The sequence below is a fragment of the Peribacillus sp. NPDC058002 genome (assembly GCF_042886655.1).
GTDB classification, from domain to species: Bacteria; Bacillota; Bacilli; order Bacillales; family DSM-1321; genus Peribacillus; species Peribacillus aracenensis.
Genome location: NZ_JBHVQU010000036.1, coordinates 15,474 through 34,024 on the forward strand (window position 1 = coordinate 15,474; position 18,551 = coordinate 34,024).

15 protein-coding genes and 1 pseudogene are annotated in these 18,551 nt (G+C 40.6%); 8 read left to right on the forward strand and 8 right to left on the reverse strand.

The window, feature by feature from the left end:
* Positions 1-36: 36 nt before the first annotated feature.
* From noc to rpmH, 8 genes are all read right to left on the reverse strand, one after another.
* Entirely contained in the window at positions 37-897 is an 861-nt protein-coding gene (gene noc / locus ACFVSH_RS09510) for a nucleoid occlusion protein (RefSeq protein WP_387705752.1), read from the reverse strand.
* A gap of 340 nt (positions 898-1,237) precedes the next feature.
* Positions 1,238-1,954 carry a 16S rRNA (guanine(527)-N(7))-methyltransferase RsmG gene (gene rsmG, locus ACFVSH_RS09515; RefSeq protein WP_387705754.1) on the reverse strand — a complete coding sequence of 239 codons (717 nt, stop codon included), beginning with the start codon at positions 1,952-1,954 and terminating at the stop codon, positions 1,238-1,240.
* Between the two features lie 29 nt (positions 1,955-1,983).
* The gene (gene mnmG / locus ACFVSH_RS09520; RefSeq protein ID WP_260285771.1) at positions 1,984-3,870 is read right to left on the reverse strand and encodes a tRNA uridine-5-carboxymethylaminomethyl(34) synthesis enzyme MnmG; all 1,887 of its coding nucleotides are present in this window, start codon (positions 3,868-3,870) and stop codon (positions 1,984-1,986) included.
* Between the two features lie 21 nt (positions 3,871-3,891).
* Positions 3,892-5,277 carry a tRNA uridine-5-carboxymethylaminomethyl(34) synthesis GTPase MnmE gene (gene mnmE, locus ACFVSH_RS09525; protein WP_387604967.1) on the reverse strand — a complete coding sequence of 462 codons (1,386 nt, stop codon included), beginning with the start codon at positions 5,275-5,277 and terminating at the stop codon, positions 3,892-3,894.
* A 343-nt stretch (positions 5,278-5,620) separates the two neighbouring features.
* Positions 5,621-6,241 (reverse strand): RNA-binding cell elongation regulator Jag/EloR, encoded by a 621-nt coding sequence (gene jag / locus ACFVSH_RS09530; protein ID WP_387604966.1) that lies wholly within the window; start codon positions 6,239-6,241, stop codon positions 5,621-5,623.
* Positions 6,238-7,026, reverse strand: coding sequence for a YidC family membrane integrase SpoIIIJ (gene spoIIIJ, locus ACFVSH_RS09535; RefSeq protein ID WP_076368511.1), 789 nt, complete (start codon positions 7,024-7,026; stop codon positions 6,238-6,240). The genes jag and spoIIIJ overlap by 4 nt, the downstream gene beginning before the upstream one ends.
* 176 nt (positions 7,027-7,202) lie before the next feature.
* Positions 7,203-7,559 (reverse strand): ribonuclease P protein component, encoded by a 357-nt coding sequence (gene rnpA, locus ACFVSH_RS09540; RefSeq protein WP_076368512.1) that lies wholly within the window; start codon positions 7,557-7,559, stop codon positions 7,203-7,205.
* A gap of 80 nt (positions 7,560-7,639) precedes the next feature.
* A complete protein-coding gene (gene rpmH, locus ACFVSH_RS09545) occupies positions 7,640-7,774 on the reverse strand; it encodes a 50S ribosomal protein L34 (protein WP_034316183.1) in 135 nt (44 codons plus the stop codon).
* Positions 7,775-8,706: 932 nt separating this feature from the next.
* On the opposite strand from rpmH, the gene dnaA reads away from it, so the two are divergent.
* The 8 genes and pseudogenes from dnaA to ACFVSH_RS09585 all read left to right on the forward strand — a co-directional run.
* On the forward strand, positions 8,707-10,056 hold the full coding sequence (gene dnaA / locus ACFVSH_RS09550) for a chromosomal replication initiator protein DnaA (protein WP_057914144.1): 1,350 nt from the start codon (positions 8,707-8,709) through the stop codon (positions 10,054-10,056).
* Between the two features lie 193 nt (positions 10,057-10,249).
* Positions 10,250-11,386, forward strand: a complete 1,137-nt coding sequence (gene dnaN, locus ACFVSH_RS09555; protein ID WP_192207379.1) for a DNA polymerase III subunit beta — start codon at positions 10,250-10,252, stop codon at positions 11,384-11,386.
* A gap of 220 nt (positions 11,387-11,606) precedes the next feature.
* Positions 11,607-11,819: a S4 domain-containing protein YaaA gene (yaaA, locus tag ACFVSH_RS09560; protein ID WP_034316192.1), complete on the forward strand. Its 213-nt coding sequence runs from the start codon at positions 11,607-11,609 to the stop codon at positions 11,817-11,819.
* Positions 11,820-11,840: 21 nt separating this feature from the next.
* The gene (gene recF / locus ACFVSH_RS09565; RefSeq protein ID WP_048687943.1) at positions 11,841-12,959 is read left to right on the forward strand and encodes a DNA replication/repair protein RecF; all 1,119 of its coding nucleotides are present in this window, start codon (positions 11,841-11,843) and stop codon (positions 12,957-12,959) included.
* Positions 12,960-12,971: 12 nt separating this feature from the next.
* The gene (gene remB, locus ACFVSH_RS09570; protein ID WP_098370330.1) at positions 12,972-13,235 is read left to right on the forward strand and encodes an extracellular matrix regulator RemB; all 264 of its coding nucleotides are present in this window, start codon (positions 12,972-12,974) and stop codon (positions 13,233-13,235) included.
* Positions 13,236-13,310: 75 nt separating this feature from the next.
* A complete protein-coding gene (gene gyrB, locus ACFVSH_RS09575) occupies positions 13,311-15,236 on the forward strand; it encodes a DNA topoisomerase (ATP-hydrolyzing) subunit B (protein WP_387604972.1) in 1,926 nt (641 codons plus the stop codon).
* 97 nt (positions 15,237-15,333) lie between these two features.
* On the forward strand, positions 15,334-17,883 hold the full coding sequence (gene gyrA / locus ACFVSH_RS09580) for a DNA gyrase subunit A (RefSeq protein WP_387604965.1): 2,550 nt from the start codon (positions 15,334-15,336) through the stop codon (positions 17,881-17,883).
* A gap of 237 nt (positions 17,884-18,120) precedes the next feature.
* Positions 18,121-18,551: pseudogene (locus tag ACFVSH_RS09585) on the forward strand (HD-GYP domain-containing protein); the annotation flags it as partial.

Below are 18,551 nucleotides of genomic sequence, written 5' to 3' on the forward strand. Positions count from 1 at the left end.
GTAATCGGAGACTACCAAGCGGGTAAGGATAGGGAATCAAGTTTTCTTCTTGGGTATTTTAATCGTGAACTGATAATACTCCTCGAATTCTTCTTCCTCTGCATCCAAATTTATTCCATTGTCTGTAACCATATTGAGTGATTGGCGTATGGTATTCACGGCAATCCTCATGTCTTTACTAAACGCTTTTCGCTTAGGTTTCGGCTTCTGCACAGTACCCATCAAAAGCTTGACGACCTGCTCTTCGGTCTGTTTGACGTTTAACCCTTTTTCGATGATTTCCAAAAGCAGTTTAAGCTGCTTTTCAGGACTCTTCAACGGTATCAACGAGCGGGCATGGCGTTCCGTAATTTGCTTTTGAAGAAGTGCATCCTGAACCTCCTGGGGCAGCTTAAGCAGCCGTAGCTTATTCGCCACGGTAGATTGTCCTATTCCCAGTCTTTGTGCCAAAGCTTCTTGTGTTAAACTATGCAGCTCCAATAGCTTTCCATAAGCCAAAGCTTCTTCAATCGGTGTCAGTTCTTCACGCTGAAGGTTTTCTATCAGCGCAACGGAAGCCGTTTCTGTATCGGTGAAATCTTTGATTATTGCGGGCGCCAATTCCCAGCCAAGCTTTTGCATGGCCCGAAAACGACGCTCACCTGCAATGATTTCATACTTTCCCTGACCATAAGTCCTTACTACAATTGGTTGAATGATCCCATGTGTATGGATCGTTTGGGCCAATTCGGCAATTTTATCGTCATTAAAAACGGTCCTTGGTTGAAATCGATTAGGCACAATATCAGAAATGGAAATTTTTCTTATCTCTTCATTATTATTGCTAGGTGTCTCCATCTCTAGTTGCTCTTCCTCTTTTTCGCCAAACCCAAAGAACCGCGAAAAAGGATGCTTCATCTTCCTACACCACCTTTTAAAACTCCCAAATAACATATTCTCTATTTAAAGGACAAGTCCTGCATACATTTCCCGACATGGTTATACATATGGCCCTACACTGTAAAAAACATGTCGACTGGCGCCATCAAGGCAATAATTTAGGAATGGACGGCCAGTTATGAAAAATATCGGCCGGCTTGCCCAAAATTATTTCCCTGAATCAGCCAGCATAGGGCACAAGTTTAGAGTGAAAATAATAAGGTCATACATTTATAGTAAAAGAAAATAAGGGCAAGTACCAGCCATATATATCTGAATCATCTACGCTTACTATGAAAACTTACTCATCCTACGGAGGTTATTCAATAGGCTGCTTATTCGGTGTCCCTGGTTTTCTCGGGTATTTTTTAGGAGTCCTCTTCACTTTTTTTACAGTAATGATGTTTCTTTCACTATTTTCCTCTGGCAATGTGAAAGGATGAATTTCTTCAATTTTTCCGCCTAACGTGAAAATGGCCTTCTTCCCTGTGTCCATTTCATCTTGTGCACTAGCCGCTTTCATGGCAATGAATGTCCCATCCAGTTTAACGAGCGGTAAACATAGTTCACTTAAAACGGACATCCTGGCAACTGCCCTTGCCATGACAATATCATAGGATTCGCGATGCTCCTGTTTTTGGGCGAAGGTTTCCGCCCGGTCATGATAGAAGGAAACTCCCTTTAATTGCAGGGAATCCGCAAGGTGATTCAAAAAAGAAATTCGCTTATTCAAAGAATCCACAATCGAGACGTGGATATCAGGGAAACAAATCTTCAATGGAATACTCGGAAATCCAGCTCCAGCCCCAACATCGCAAATTCGATATGGTTTGTTAAAGTCAAAATAGAAGGCTGCACTGATTGAATCATAAAAATGCTTAAGATAGACTTCTTCTTTATCAGTGATGGCTGTTAAGTTCATCTTTTCGTTCCATTCCACCAATAATCGATAATAAGTGTCAAACTGATCAAGCTGTTGAGGAGAAAGCTCGATCCCTTTCTCCAGCAGTGCTTGTTGGAACTGTTCAATATTCATGTCTTTTCAATCCTTTTCGGGTATTTCCATTACTGAGATACTCTGGCAATCTTTCCTTGTTCCAAATAAACAAGCAAAATGGAAACATCAGCGGGATTCACACCGGAAATTCTTGAAGCCTGAGCTACTGATAGCGGGTGGACCTGCTTTAATTTTTGACGTGCTTCCGTTGCAAGTCCAGAAATTGCATCATAATCGATATTCTCTGGAATCTTTTTATTCTCCATTTTTTTCAGGCGATCGACTTGCTGCAAGGATTTTTCGATATATCCTTCATACTTGATCTGGATTTCGACCTGTTCCGTCACATCATCGCTCAGTTCGTCATCACTTGGCGCCAGCTTCTGAATATGGGAATAATCCATTTCAGGCCGTTTCAATAAATCGGAGGCCCGGATTCCATCCTTTAACTCACTGCCGCCACTTGCAGTAATGACTTCTTGTACTTCTTTGGTCGGTTTGATGAAGTTTGATTTCAGTCGTTCCTTTTCCATTTCAACCGCTTCTTTTTTCATAAGGAATCGATTGTAGCGCTCTTCTTTGATCATTCCGATATTGAATCCAATTTCCGTTAAGCGCAAATCGGCATTATCATGACGCAATAATAAACGATATTCTGCACGTGAAGTCAGCAATCGGTATGGTTCATTCGTGCCTTTCGTTACAAGGTCATCAATGAGAACACCAATATAGGCATCCGAACGGCTTAATATCAGTTCTTCTTTACCCATTGCATTCAATCCTGCATTAATACCGGCCATCAATCCTTGTCCTGCCGCTTCCTCGTAGCCGGATGTCCCGTTAATTTGGCCAGCAGTATAGAGATTTTTGATTTTCTTCGTTTCAAGTGTAGGCCATAGCTGTGTAGGAACGATAGCATCATATTCAATTGCATATCCAGCGCGCATCATTTCCGCCTTTTCAAGTCCTGGAATTGTTTGCAGGATTTTCACTTGCACATCCTCAGGCAAACTTGTAGATAAACCTTGCACATAAACTTCCTTTGTATTGCGGCCTTCAGGTTCCAGGAATATTTGATGCCTTGGTTTATCATTAAAACGTACGACTTTATCTTCAATCGATGGACAATAACGCGGACCGGTTCCTTTTATCATTCCCGAATACATTGGTGAACGATGTAGATTCTCATCAATGAGCTGGTGTGTCCCCTCATTCGTGTACGTTAACCAGCATGGCAATTGATCCGTTATGAACTTTGTCGTTTCATAAGAAAATGCACGCGGCACTTCATCGCCAGGCTGAATTTCCGTCTTGCTGTAATCTATGGAAGAGCTATTCACGCGTGGCGGCGTTCCCGTTTTAAAACGGACCAAATCAAATCCTAACTGCTCTAAATGTTCAGAAAGCCTGATGGAAGGCTGCTGATTATTAGGGCCGCTTGAATATTTCAGTTCCCCTAAAATGATTTCACCGCGTAAATATGTTCCAGTCGTGATTACGACAGTTTTCGCACGGTACACCGCGCCTGTTTTAGTGATGACCCCCGTGCATACGTTGTTTTCAACAATTAATTCCTCTACCATTCCTTGAATCAATGTTAGATTTTCTTGGTCTTCTATCGTCTTTTTCATTTCTTGTTGATAGAGAAATTTATCTGCCTGCGCCCTCAATGCACGAACAGCTGGACCTTTAGCTGTATTGAGCATCCTCATTTGAATATGGGTCTTGTCGATATTTTTCCCCATTTCTCCGCCTAAAGCGTCTATTTCCCTAACGACTATCCCTTTTGCCGGCCCACCAACAGAGGGATTGCATGGCATGAAGGCGACCATATCCAAGTTAATGGTGATCATCAACGTTTTAGCTCCGACTCTTGCCGCTGCAAGGCCTGCCTCACTGCCAGCATGACCGGCACCAATAACAATGACATCATAGCTACCTGCTTCGTACTGCATATCCTTTTCCTCCTTTTACGCTTATTTTCCTAAACAAAATTGAGAGAACAATTGGTTGATCAAATTATCCTGAACGCTTTCGCCAATGATTTCTCCAAGTAGCTCCCATGCTTTCGTGAAATCGATTTGAACCAAATCAACCGGTGTCCCCATTTCAATAGCATCGATTGCATCTTCGATAGACTGTAATGCCTGCCCCAGCAAAGCTATATGTCTGGCATTGGAAACATAGGTCAGGTCTCCCGTTTCTAAAGAACCCTCGAAAAATAAAGAAGCGATGGCTTCTTCCAATTCATCGACCCCTCGATCCTCCAGTAATGAAGTCGTAACAACTTTATGGGACGCCGCCTTTTCCTTAACCTTGGCCATATCGATTTTTTGCGGAAGGTCGGTTTTATTGATGATAACGATGACATCCATACCCTCAACCGCTTGAAATAGTTTCTCATCCTCAGTAGTTAAATCATCGGAATAATTCAATACAAGCAATATTAAATCAGCCTCTTTTAATACTGCACGGGACCGTTCAACTCCAATTCGTTCGACGATATCTTCCGTTTCGCGAATTCCTGCCGTATCGACAAGTTTAAGCGGTACACCGCGAACATTGACATACTCTTCGATTACGTCACGTGTTGTACCTGGAATATCAGTGACGATCGCTTTATTTTCATGAACTAAGCTGTTAAGCAGAGAAGATTTTCCGACATTAGGGCGCCCTATGATAACGGTCGCAAGCCCATCCCGAAGTATTTTCCCCTGTTGGGCCGTGTGAAGCAGTTTCTCAATTTCCTTCTTCACATAACTGCCCTTTTCCAAAAATAAACGATGTGTCATTTCTTCGACATCATCATATTCCGGATAATCTATATTTACCTCGACTTGAGCGAGGGTCTGTAAAATTTCTTGGCGCAGGTTTTGGATTAATTTCGAAAGCCTGCCTTCCATTTGACCTAATGCAACATTCATGGCTTTATCCGTTTTAGCCCGGATTAAATCCATAACGGCCTCAGCTTGAGAGAGGTCGATCCTGCCATTCAAAAAAGCCCGTTTCGTAAATTCACCAGGTTCCGCTAAACGAGCACCTTGTGAGAGAATAAGCTGCAATACCCGATTGACCGAAACGATTCCACCGTGACAATTTATTTCAACTACATCTTCTCTTGTAAATGTCTTTGGACCCATCATGACAGAAACCATGACTTCCTCTATGATTTCACCTGTTTTGGGCTGGATAAGGTGGCCATAATGAATCGTATGTGATTTCACTTCAAGCAATCCTTTTCCACCTGGTCCTTTAAAGATCCTATCGGCTATTTCTATGGCCTCATCACCGCTGATTCTAACGATGGCGATTGCCCCTTCCCCTAAGGGAGTAGAGATAGCGGTGATTGTATCGAATTCCATGCTTTCACCTCTTATATATTGATGGTTCTATTTTTTTCTTTTAATAAAATCGTCGAATCCCTAAATTACTACAATACCACAGTATATTCATGAAAAAAAGTAGATACTCCTCCTCTCCAGGAGTTATCCACATGCAATTAATCCATATTCTGTAACATCTATTCTAACTTATCCACATGTGAATAACAAACATCGCCCGCTTCCCTTTCTTCCATTCCCTTTACGAATCAAGAAGGTGAAAAGAAATTTGTCAGTTATTGTTGAATTGCTGCTTTGAAAAAAAATCTTCGACACAACGATTTCATGGCCTAAAAAAAGAACCCCTGCTTAAAAAGCAGAAGGTTCATTTAAGTGGAGTAATGACCAAGTGGCGATATGGCTCAGTCCCACTTGAAGTTGTTTTTATTTTTGGATAATCCAAGAGGGCATTATGGATGACCTTACGTTCATAAGATGGCATCGGCTCGAGTGAAACAGCCTTACCTGTTTTCATGGCTTTATTTGCCATTCTTTCAGCCAATTGGATTAAGGTGTCATTGCGGCGATTTCGATAATCTTCTGCATCTACAGTAATATTCAAATACTGCTTCGAATACCGATTTGCAACAAGCTGCGCTAAATACTGAAGTGAATTTAGTGTTTGACCCCTTTTTCCAATCAATAATGCAATTTTATCACCTGATAAATGGAAAGTTACGTTCTTCCCTTTACGGGTGACATCAATTTGTGCATCGACTCCCATCTCCACGCTGACTTTCTTCAAAAATCCAAGTGCCTCTTCAATGGGATCTGCAGGCAATGTCACATGGACAATGGCCTTCCTTGCACCAAATAAACCAAAAAATCCTTTTTTGCCCTCATCTTCTATTTCTATCTCCACGCGATCTTTAGTGCTGTTCAGTTGAGCTAAAGCTAAATTTACTGCTTCTTCGACAGATTGTCCTGTAGCAGTTACCTTTTTCACTTTTTCTTTGCCCCTCCCGCGTTTTCCGCAGCTGCTTTTCTAAGATCCGGACCTTTGATGAAATATGTTTGAACGATACCAAAAAGGTTACCAACTACCCAGTAAAGAGAAAGAGCAGCGGGGAAATTAATAGCAAAAACAACAATCATGATTGGCATGATGTAAAGCATCATGGTCATTTGTGCCGCCATTTGTGGATTGGAGTTCATTCCAGCCATGGACATCTTTTGCTGAATAAAAGTCGTGATACCTGCAACGACCGGTAAAATATAATAAGGATCCGGTGAACCTAAATCAAACCAAAGAAAACTATGTAAAGCAATTTCTTCCGTACGGCTGATTGCATGGTAAAATCCGATCAAAATCGGCATTTGCACCAATATCGGCAAACATCCCGCCAATGGATTCACATTATATTTTGAAAATAGAGCCATTGTTTCTTGCTGTAGTTTTTGTTGTGTGGCAGCATCTTTTGAGCTGTATTTTGCTTGAAGTTCTTTCATCTCAGGCTGAATGGCCTGCATTGCTTTCGAGCTTTTCACCTGTTTGATCATTAATGGGAGTAATGCTAAGCGAATGATAAGTGTAACACCGATGATTCCCAAACCATAGTTCTCGCCAAATGCTTCAGAAAGCCAAATGATCAGGGCTGATAATGGATAGACAATGTATGAATTCCAAAAACCTTCACTCTCCGCTGTAATAGGTTCTTTAATTTCCGTACACCCTGCTAACAACATCATTATCGAGGCTAGTCCAATAATGAGTAATATTCGTTTTTTCAACCGTAATTTCCTCCTAACTGCAATCAATCTTTTTTGAAACAATTGTGAACTGTTTATTAGAAGATTTCAAGGAAAAGCAATCCACTTTTTTCCACAGCTTACAATCGGAATTTTCTATGTCATCTTTCTCAAGTAACCACATGATCCGGGGAGTGCTTATTCGATATAAGGGGGCTTTATTGTTTTTTCTTTTTAAAGTTTAATGATTTAGAACGTTTCAGGACATGGATCAAGCTGCTTTTCACCTGGAAAAAGTCCATCTCCGCCGCTGGCTTTCGAGCAATCACAATATAATCCTTACCCTCTTCTATATCTTCTTTCAATTCCAAAAACGCTTGCCGTATGTATCTTTTGATTTGGTTCCTAACCACGGCGTTCCCGATTTTTTTACTGACTGAAAGGCCGATCCGAAAATAATCCTGACCCGGCTTTTCAAGGACATAGACAACGAATTGCCGATTAGCAGAAGATTCACCTTTTTTAAACACAAGCTGAAATTCGTCCTCTTTCTTAATCCTTAACTTTTTTTTCATTTTTACACCTTCATTACATGAATTGAGTCTCAGTAAATCCCTTATTTTGCGAAAAAAGACCACTGAGACTTTTCAGTGGTCTATGCAGATAATACTTTTCTGCCCTTACGGCGACGTGCAGCGATTACTCTACGTCCGTTTTTCGTGCTCATACGTGCACGGAAACCGTGAACTTTACTATGTTTGCGGTTATTCGGTTGATAAGTTCTTTTCATTATATGACACCTCCCTGAGGAATAACAGTTAAAGACAGTCTTTACAATTATATAGATGGAGGTTTCTACTTGTCAACCTCATCCATAAAAATATTTCATTTTAATGCTCAATGTCCAGTAGGCCTTTTTTTACTACCTAGCCTATTGTAAATGATTTTGCTCCGAACTGATATAGAAATTTTTGGGGAAAGGAAAATTTCCATCATTTTATCGATGAGCTCAAATATGAAATTCGCATTGAATCATTCCTCGATCGACACAACATTCGACAAATAACTAAGTATGAACCTGAATCACTTTCAATCTGTCTCATGCAGGTCTTCCGGCTTGAACAACTTGGTTCAAGTTAATTAATTCGAGCCTGTAATCACGGTCTGTGGATAAAATTCGACATGTTTTTTTCTATCCACAAACCATTTTATAGACTTTTGCACATAACAATGGCCTGTGGAAAAGTTTTTCCCACAAGCTCGGTAAGTTGTGGATAAAGTTTTCTAACCCATTGCAAGACGCCTGATTTTCTGATATTATATTTGTGTTTTCACTCTGAATAACTTTATCAACAGGGGACGTTTATCCACAGACTGTGTATAACTTGTGGATAGTTTATTCGACCTGTGTATATTAATCTGTCCACAGATGGTGGATATTGTCGAAAACCCTTTTTTCTTCTTTATTATATAATTCTTAAAATGCCTGTTGATGAATAAACATTCAAATCTGCACTGGCTTACCAGATGTAGTCTGTACAAAAGTTGTACAGCGCAAGATATAGTTTTTTAGGCACTTTACGTAACACAACACAAAATCCCTTATACAGCTCACCGAACCTTTGCTGTCAAAATTAATATCAAGACGGCAATCGATGAGTTTATTTGTGCCTATACATTTAGATACAATTATTAAAATTTTTTTGCAAAGGAGGGATAAGTTTGGATAACATCGATAGCCTCTGGAACCAGGCGCTCGGAAAAATCGAAAAAAAAATCAGTAAACCAAGCTTTGAAACTTGGCTTAAATCAACCAAGGCTTATTTACTGCAAGGTGATACCTTAACAGTCACCGCCCCCAATGAATTTGCCAGGGATTGGCTTGAAGAACGCTATTCCCATCTTATTTCCGATGTATTGTTTGAACTTACCGGTGAGGAATTGGAAGCAAAATTCATCATTCCCCCTAATCAAGAAGATGATGATTTCACCGTTCCTGTTCAGCCTAAAAAGATAAAAAAACAGGACAAAGAGCATGCTGCATTTCCACAGCATATGCTGAATGCGAAAAATACCTTCGATACATTTGTCATCGGCTCCGGCAATCGTTTTGCCCATGCCGCGTCTCTCGCTGTCGCAGAAGCTCCTGCCAAAGCCTATAATCCCTTATTCATATACGGGGGCGTAGGTCTTGGAAAAACTCATTTAATGCATGCAATCGGGCATTATGTTCTTGAGCATAATCCGAATGCAAAGGTCGTTTATTTATCGTCTGAAAAGTTCACGAATGAATTCATCAACTCGATCCGGGACAATAAAGCTGGGGAATTCCGTGATAGATATCGAAGCGTGGATGTTTTATTAATTGATGATATTCAATTCCTTGCGGGAAAAGAACAAACCCAAGAAGAGTTTTTCCATACATTCAATGCGTTGCATGAAGAAAGCAAACAGATTGTCATCTCGAGTGACCGCCCGCCAAAAGAGATACCTACACTCGAGGATCGCCTCCGTTCAAGGTTTGAGTGGGGCTTGATCACGGATATCACACCTCCTGATCTGGAAACGCGGATTGCCATATTGCGTAAAAAGGCAAAAGCTGAGGGCCTTGATATCCCGAATGAAGTCATGCTCTATATTGCCAACCAAATCGATTCCAATATTCGTGAGCTGGAGGGTGCACTTATTCGTGTCGTCGCCTATTCTTCGTTGATCAATAAAGATATAAATGCCGATTTGGCAGCTGAAGCATTAAAAGACATCATCCCTAGCTCCAAACCTAAAATAATCACCATTTTGGAAATCCAGAAGACGGTCGGTGAACATTATAGTGTCAAACTTGAGGATTTCAAGGCGAAAAAGCGGACTAAATCCGTAGCCTTTCCAAGACAGATTGCCATGTATCTTTCCAGGGAGTTAACGGACTCATCCCTGCCCAAGATAGGTGATGAATTTGGAGGTCGCGATCATACGACCGTTATCCATGCGCATGAAAAAATCTCCAAACTCATGCAAACGGATACCCAGCTTCAACGTCAGGTTAAAGAAATCCAGGACCAGCTGAGGGTATAATAGATTCTGGATAATGTGAATAACTGACGACTACTTACACACAGTCTGTCCACATGTGGATAGACTGTTTTTCCTTAGGTTGAGTGGACTTATCCACATATCAACAGGCCCTACTACTATTACTACTATCTTTTTTAATAAAAATTATTAATATATATGCCTATTCGGCAATAAAAAAATTGGAGGATGAAACATGAGATTTATAATCCAAAGAGATCGATTAGTTCATAGTGTCCAAGAAGTAATGAAAGCAGTCACATCAAGGACGACGATTCCGATTCTAACGGGGATAAAAATAAGCGTCACTAGTGAGGGTGTCACTCTGACAGGAAGTGATTCAGATATCTCCATCCAATCATTCATCCCTGCTGAGGTTGACGGAGATGAGATTGTTGAAGTTAAAACTAGCGGCGGTATTGTCCTTAATGCTCGTTTTTTCAGTGAAATTGTCAAAAAGCTACCGATGGATACTGTAGAAATTGAAGTGGAGAATAACTTTCAAACGATTATTCGCTCAGGTAAAGCTGAATTTAATCTAAATGGACTGGATCCTGAGGAATATCCGCATCTTCCGATCATTGAAGAAGAAAATATTTTCAAACTTCCAACGGACCTTTTGAAGACCCTTATCCGCCAAACTGGCTTTGCAGTGTCCACGTCAGAAACACGGCCCATCTTAACAGGTGTAAACTTGAAGGTTCAAGATGACGAATTGACCTGTATTGCAACAGATAGTCATAGGCTTGCAATGAGAACAGCCAAAATAGAAAATAAAATTAACGGGACCTATAGTGTTGTAATCCCAGGTAAAAGTCTGAATGAGTTAAGTAAGATCCTTGATGATACGAACGAACTCATCGAAATCGTCATTACCGAAAACCAAGTACTTTTCAAAGCTGAAAATTTATTATTCTTCTCAAGACTGCTTGAAGGGAATTATCCCGATACATCACGCTTGATTCCATCTGATAGCAAAACGGACGTGACTGTTCACACTAAAGATTTTCTCCAAGCGATCGACAGGGCTTCTTTATTGGCGAGAGAAGGAAGAAATAATGTTGTCAAATTGACAACCCTGGAAGGCCGTATAATCGAAGTCTCTTCCAACACTCCTGAAATTGGTAAAGTAATTGAAGAGGTTCAGGCAGAAGCCATTGAAGGTGAAGACCTGAAAATCTCATTCAGTGCCAAATTTGTAATGGATGCTCTAAAAGCATTGGAAGGTTCCGATATAAAAATTAATTTCACAGGTGCAATGCGTCCGTTTGTCATTCGCCCGCTACATGATGATTCCATGCTGCAATTAATTCTTCCGGTAAGGACTTATTAAGCTAAAATAATATTTCAAAAAAATTAAAGGCTTGTATAGCAGGTCTTTAATTTTTTTATATTTAAATATAGGTTTCCAAAGGGTTTTTAGCATTTTTTCAATGCTGTACGGAACGCTGAATCGCTAAAAATAAGAACTGAAAAAGCTATACTTTGTCTTAATGGGATTAATTTAGTAAAATGAAATATTAAAGACTACTTAGAAATGAGTGAGGCATGAAATGGACTCCATAAAAATCAATACCGAATATATTACGCTTGGACAATTCCTGAAACTGGCCGATTTGATTCAAAGCGGCGGAATGGCGAAATGGTTCTTAAGTGAATATGAGGTTTACATTAATGGCGAATTAGACGTGAGAAGGGGCAGAAAATTAAGATCAGGTGATAAAATAGAGATTCCTGGATTTGGCACCTACACAATTACAAGCTAAAACATAAGGGAAGAGCGGAATATGTATATTGAAAATATAAGTTTGAAAAATTACCGCAACTATACCGAATTGAATCTGACTTTTGAGAATAAAGTCAATGTAATCCTCGGCGAAAATGCTCAAGGAAAAACAAATGTCATGGAATCCATTTTTGTTTTAGCCATGGCAAAATCCCATCGGACCTCAAATGATAAAGAACTTATTCGCTGGGATGAAGAGTATGCTAAAATAGAAGGAAGAGTTAGAAAGAGAAATACCTCAATACCACTTGAGCTGACCATTTCAAAAAAAGGGAAAAAGGCGAAGTGCAACCATATTGAACAAAGAAAGTTGAGTCAATATGTCGGAAATATGAATGTGGTCATGTTTGCGCCTGAGGATCTTAACCTTGTAAAGGGAAGTCCTCTAGTCAGACGCCGTTTTATAGATATGGAAATTGGCCAGGTTTCTCCCGTATACCTTCATGATATGAGCCAATATCATAAAATACTTCAACAAAGAAATCATTACTTAAAGCTTCTGCAGACCCGGAAACAAACGGATACGACGATGCTTGACGTGCTGACTGATCAATTTATTCAGTATGCAGCGAAAATTGTCGAAAGAAGATACGAGTTTCTTTTAAAGCTCCAGCAATGGGCAGAGCCGATTCATTCGGGGATCTCCAGAAATCTAGAAGTATTGAAAATCCAATATAAACCGTCGCTTGATGTATCAGAATCTATGGATTTGACGAAAATGATAGAAGTATACACAGAAAAATTTGATAAAATAAAAACAAGGGAGATTGAACGGGGTGTAACATTGGTAGGTCCTCATCGTGACGACCTGGTTTTTTTTGTGAATGACCGCGATGTCCAGACCTATGGTTCACAAGGACAACAGCGTACGACTGCCCTGTCTTTGAAACTTGCCGAAATTGAGCTGATCCATGAAGAGATCGGCGAGTATCCCATTTTATTATTGGATGATGTGTTATCGGAACTTGACGATTTCCGTCAATCCCATTTACTGAATACGATACAAGGGAAAGTGCAGACATTTGTGACGACACCCTCCGTTGATGGAATCGATCATCAAACCCTAAGAGAAGCGTCCACCTTTTATGTGAGTCAAGGAAGTATAAAAAAGGTTAAATGATGAGGTGAATGTATGTATCTCCATATTGGTGAAGACATTCTTGTGAAAACGGATGATGTCATAGCCATTTTAGATAAGAAACTTCTTCAGGCCTCTCCAATCATGAGTGAATTTTTGGAGAAAAAGTCTGATGTAACTTACCATTTAGCAAAAAACTCGGTTAAATCGATTGTAGTGACGGACAAACAGGTATATTATTCACCGCTTGCGTCGTCCACTTTGAAAAAGCGTTCACTGCAGTCATCGCTCTTAATCGATGATATAGATATTCTTTGAATTGTAGCTAAACGTTATAAATTCTCCTGAAAATTGATAAATGCCAAAAGAAAAGTGTAGGTGATTCGAATGACAATGGAACAAAAAGAAGTACAAGCTCAGGCATACGATGAGAATCAGATACAGGTTTTAGAAGGCTTAGAAGCAGTTCGTAAACGTCCGGGGATGTATATCGGCTCTACCTCTGCAAAAGGACTTCACCATCTTGTTTGGGAAATTGTCGATAATAGTATTGATGAAGCGCTAGCTGGTTTCTGTACGGAAATCAAAGTGACGATCGAAGAAGACAATAGCATAACGGTAGTCGATAATGGTCGGGGAATTCCAGTCGGCATCCATGAAAAAATGGGACGGCCAGCAGTTGAAGTGATCATGACAGTCCTTCATGCGGGCGGTAAATTTGGCGGCGGGGGCTACAAGGTTTCCGGTGGTCTGCATGGTGTTGGGGCTTCAGTAGTTAATGCCCTATCCACAGTATTGGAAGTTTATGTTCATCGTGAAGGAAAAGTCCATTATCAGCAATTTAACCGCGGTATCCCTAAAGAAGATTTGAAAATCATCGGGGAAACTGATCATACAGGAACGACTATACACTTCATTCCTGATGGTGAAATTTTCACTGAAACCCTGGAATATGATTTCGATACATTAGCCACACGAATCCGTGAGCTTGCATTCCTGAATAAAGGCTTAAAGCTGATCATTGAAGATAAACGTGGGGAAGAAGAGAAAATCAGGGATTTCCACTATGAGGGCGGCATTAAATCTTATGTTGAGCATTTGAACCGTTCTAAAGAGGTATTGCATGAGGAACCCATTTTCATGGAAGGCGAGAAAGATGGAATTTCCGTTGAATTGGCATTGCAATATAATGACAGCTATATCAGTAATGTCTTCTCCTTTGCCAATAATATCCACACCTATGAAGGTGGTACGCATGAGTCAGGATTCAAGACTGCCTTGACCCGTGTCATCAATGATTATGCACGGAAAAGTGGTCTCTTAAAAGAAGCGGATTCCAATTTTTCTGGTGAGGATGTGCGGGAAGGTTTAACGGCAATCATTTCGATTAAGCATCCTGATCCACAATTTGAAGGTCAGACGAAAACCAAACTCGGAAACTCTGAAGTAAGAACGGTTACTGATTCCATTCTTTCGGAAAGGCTTGATGCCTTCTTATATGAAAATCCTGCAGTGGCCCGGAAAATTGTAGATAAAGGGCAAATGGCAGCGAGAGCCCGTATGGCAGCGAAGAAAGCACGTGAGTTGACCCGAAGGAAAAGTGCTTTGGAAGTATCCAATCTTCCGGGGAAATTGGCGGATTGTTCTTCCAAGGACCCGGGTATCAGTGAATTGTACATCGTTGAAGGAAACTCGGCGGGAGGCTCGGCGAAACAAGGACGGGACCGCCATTTCCAAGCCATTTTACCGCTAAGGGGTAAAATCCTGAATGTTGAAAAGGCGCGATTGGACAGAATCCTGCATAATGAAGAAATAGGGACGATCATCACAGCACTCGGAACAGGAATTGGTGATGAATTCAATATTGAAAAAGCTAGATACCATAAGATTGTCATCATGACCGATGCCGATGTGGATGGTGCCCATATCAGGACACTGATGTTGACATTCTTCTACCGGTATATGCGAAAAATTATCGAGTATGGATATATATATATTGCTCAGCCGCCACTTTTCAAGATCCAACAAGGGAAAAAAGTAGATTATGCTTATAATGACCGCGAGCTTGATGAAATCATGGCGAGTTTGCCAAGTACTCCTAAGCCTAACCTGCAGCGTTATAAAGGGCTGGGGGAAATGAACCCAGAGCAATTGTGGGAAACGACCATGAACCCTGAAACGAGAACGTTGCTTCAAGTCAGTTTGAAAGATGCTGCCGAGGCAGATGAAACTTTCGAGATGTTGATGGGCGACAAGGTGGAACCGCGACGTAACTTCATTGAAGAAAATGCAATTTATGTAAAAAATCTTGATATCTGATTTTTGACAGGATGCTTTTTACATCCTGTTCTTTAAATAGTGCACGAACAGTTAAATTTTAGATGAGAGTATAAGCTTTTAATAGGAGGTTGGCTCCATGTCAGAAAATGAAAGATCAGGTGTTAAAGAAATAAATATAAGTACCGAGATGCGGACATCGTTTTTGGATTATGCGATGAGCGTTATCGTGTCGCGGGCTTTGCCTGATGTAAGGGACGGTTTGAAACCGGTACACCGAAGAATCCTTTATGCAATGAACGATCTTGGAATGACTTCGGATAAACCATTTAAGAAATCAGCCCGTATTGTCGGGGAAGTAATCGGTAAATATCACCCGCATGGTGATTCGGCTGTATATGAAACGATGGTACGGATGGCTCAACCTTTTAACTATCGCTATATGCTTGTAGATGGTCATGGGAATTTCGGTTCAGTCGATGGTGACCAAGCTGCCGCAATGAGGTATACAGAAGCGAGAATGTCAAAAATCTCGATGGAGCTACTCCGGGATTTAAATAAAGATACGGTCAATTTCCAGGATAACTACGATGGTTCGGAAAGAGAACCAGCGGTTATGCCTGCCCGTTTCCCGAACTTGTTAGTGAATGGTTCATCAGGTATAGCGGTAGGGATGGCAACCAATATTCCACCACATCAATTAGGTGAAGTAATTGACGGCGTACTGGCTTTAAGCAAGAATCCCGAAATTACAATTCCTGAGTTGATGGAATATATTCCTGGTCCGGACTTTCCGACAGCAGGTTTGATTTTAGGGAGAAGTGGAATCAGAAAGGCCTATGAAACTGGAAAAGGGTCAATCATTCAACGTGCGAAAGTCGAGATTGAAGAGAAACCCAATGGTAAACAAGTAATCCTTGTTAAGGAAATCCCTTATCAAGTGAATAAAGCAAGATTGATTGAAAAAATTGCCGAACTTGCTCGAGATAAGAAAATCGAAGGCATTACCGACTTACGGGATGAATCGGATCGCAATGGCATGCGGATTGTCATGGAGCTTCGAAAGGATGTTAATGCAAATGTCCTTTTAAACAACCTCTATAAGCATACCGCGATGCAGACCACCTTCGGAATCAATCTGCTCGCTTTGGTGGACGGTCAGCCTAAAGTGCTTAATTTAAAACAATGCCTGCGCTACTACTTGGAGCATCAGCAGGTAGTCATACGGCGCAGGACTGAATTTGATTTACGGAAAGCGGAAGCGCGCGCACATATTTTAGAAGGTTTGCGCATTGCACTTGATAATTTGGACGCAGTCATTACTTTGATCCGCAGTTCCCAAACGACGGACATTGCCCGTGAAGGCTTAATGACACAATTCTCACTTTCCGAAAAACAGGCGCAAGCTATCCTGGATATGCGTTTACAACGCTTGACAGGTCTGGAACGTGAAAAAATTGAAGATGAATATCAGGCATTAATGGCTATAATTGCAGAATATAAAGCAATTCTTGCTGATGAGGAAAAGGTTCTTGAAATTATCCGTGAAGAGCTTCTTGAAATTAAAGAGCGCTTTGATGATAAACGGAGAACTGAAATCACACTGGCCGGCTTTGAAAGCCTGGAAGATGAAGATTTAATCCCAGAGGAAAATATAATCGTGACACTTACGCATAACGGTTATATTAAACGCTTGCCTGCAACCACATACCGCAGTCAAAAACGCGGGGGGCGCGGAATACAGGGTATGGGAACGAATACAGATGACTTTGTCGGTCACTTGTTAACCACATCGACTCATGACACTCTATTATTCTTCACCAACAAAGGTAAAGTCTATCGTTCCAAAGGATATGAAATACCTGAATTTGGTAGGACGGCAAAAGGATTGCCGCTTATCAACTTGTTGGAAGTCGACAAGGGCGAGTGGGTCAACGCAATCATACCTGTGAAGGAATTTGCTGACGATTGGTATTTATTCTTCACGACCAGACATGGGGTATCTAAGCGTACACCTTTGTCTTCTTTTGCAAATATCCGTAATAATGGTTTAATTGCCCTAGGTTTACGTGAAGATGATGAATTAATTTCTGTCCGTCTTACGAATGGAGAGAAACAGATCATAATTGGAACGAAGTCCGGGATGATGATTCGTTTCCCTGAGACGGATGTACGGACAATGGGGCGTACTGCAGCGGGAGTGAAAGGGATTTCCTTAGGGACGAATGATGAAGTTGTCGGAATGGAAATTCTTGAAGATGATGAAGAAGTCCTGATCGTTACGAAAAACGGTTATGGAAAACGGACCTCAGCGGAAGAATACCGTATTCAAAGCCGTGGAGGAAAAGGAATAAAAACATGTAATGTCACTGAGAAGAATGGTGAACTTATAGCCGTGAAAACAGTTACGGGTGTAGATGAAGATTTGATGCTTATTACAGCAGCTGGTGTATTGATCCGAATGGAAGTCGAAGGCATTTCTAAAACGGGCCGTAATACTCAGGGTGTTAAGCTCATCCGACTCGAATCCGCTGATAATGAATATGTTTCGACGGTAGCCATCGTAGGAAGAGAAGAAGAAGAAGAAGAAAAAGACATGGAAATAGAAACGGTCACGACTCCAGATTCTGATTCTGAACCTGCTGTAAGTGAAGAAAATGAAAAAACTGAAAAAGATACGGAAGAATAAACTTTTCACAAAAAAGATCCAGGCAATTAAGCTTGGTCTTTTTTTGTGTGCTAGATGAACTTTAACCTGATTTTATGAGTGTTCGGATTTGAGTAAAAAGACTTATTATATTAAGGGGATTCAAAACAAAAATGCTAATAAATTGAATTTATTTAGGTATTTAATCATAAAAAAGATAGTTTCTACCATGTTTTTCAAGTAGAATGATACTCACCAATATTACCGAGGTGAAACATTTTGCTAGTGAAAACTCGCTATTTAATCGAAGGCTGCATTCTGTCAAAAGAGATTAGAGGTCTTTCGAACAGACCCATAATGTATGAAAAAACAATATTGACCCGGCAATTAATCGAAGCTTTGCAAGCCTTTCTAATAACAGAGGTAAGCGTTGAAAAGACTTTGATTGATGGAAAGAGATTTCTGCCGAAGGAAGTAATGGATCCAGAATGGGATGAAACGGAAGAGTCATCGGGTTTTACGGATTTTTATCTTAAGTCAGTACAAACCTATAAACGATTATTTAAAAATTGGCAAGCGGGCAGTAAAGTCGAGGTGGCCATGATTCGTTTAATCATGATTCCCCTTATGGACAAGGCTTTAGAGGAACCAGGAAACATTTTGAAGCTGCACCACTATTGCAATAAAGAAGACTATGTATATCATCATGC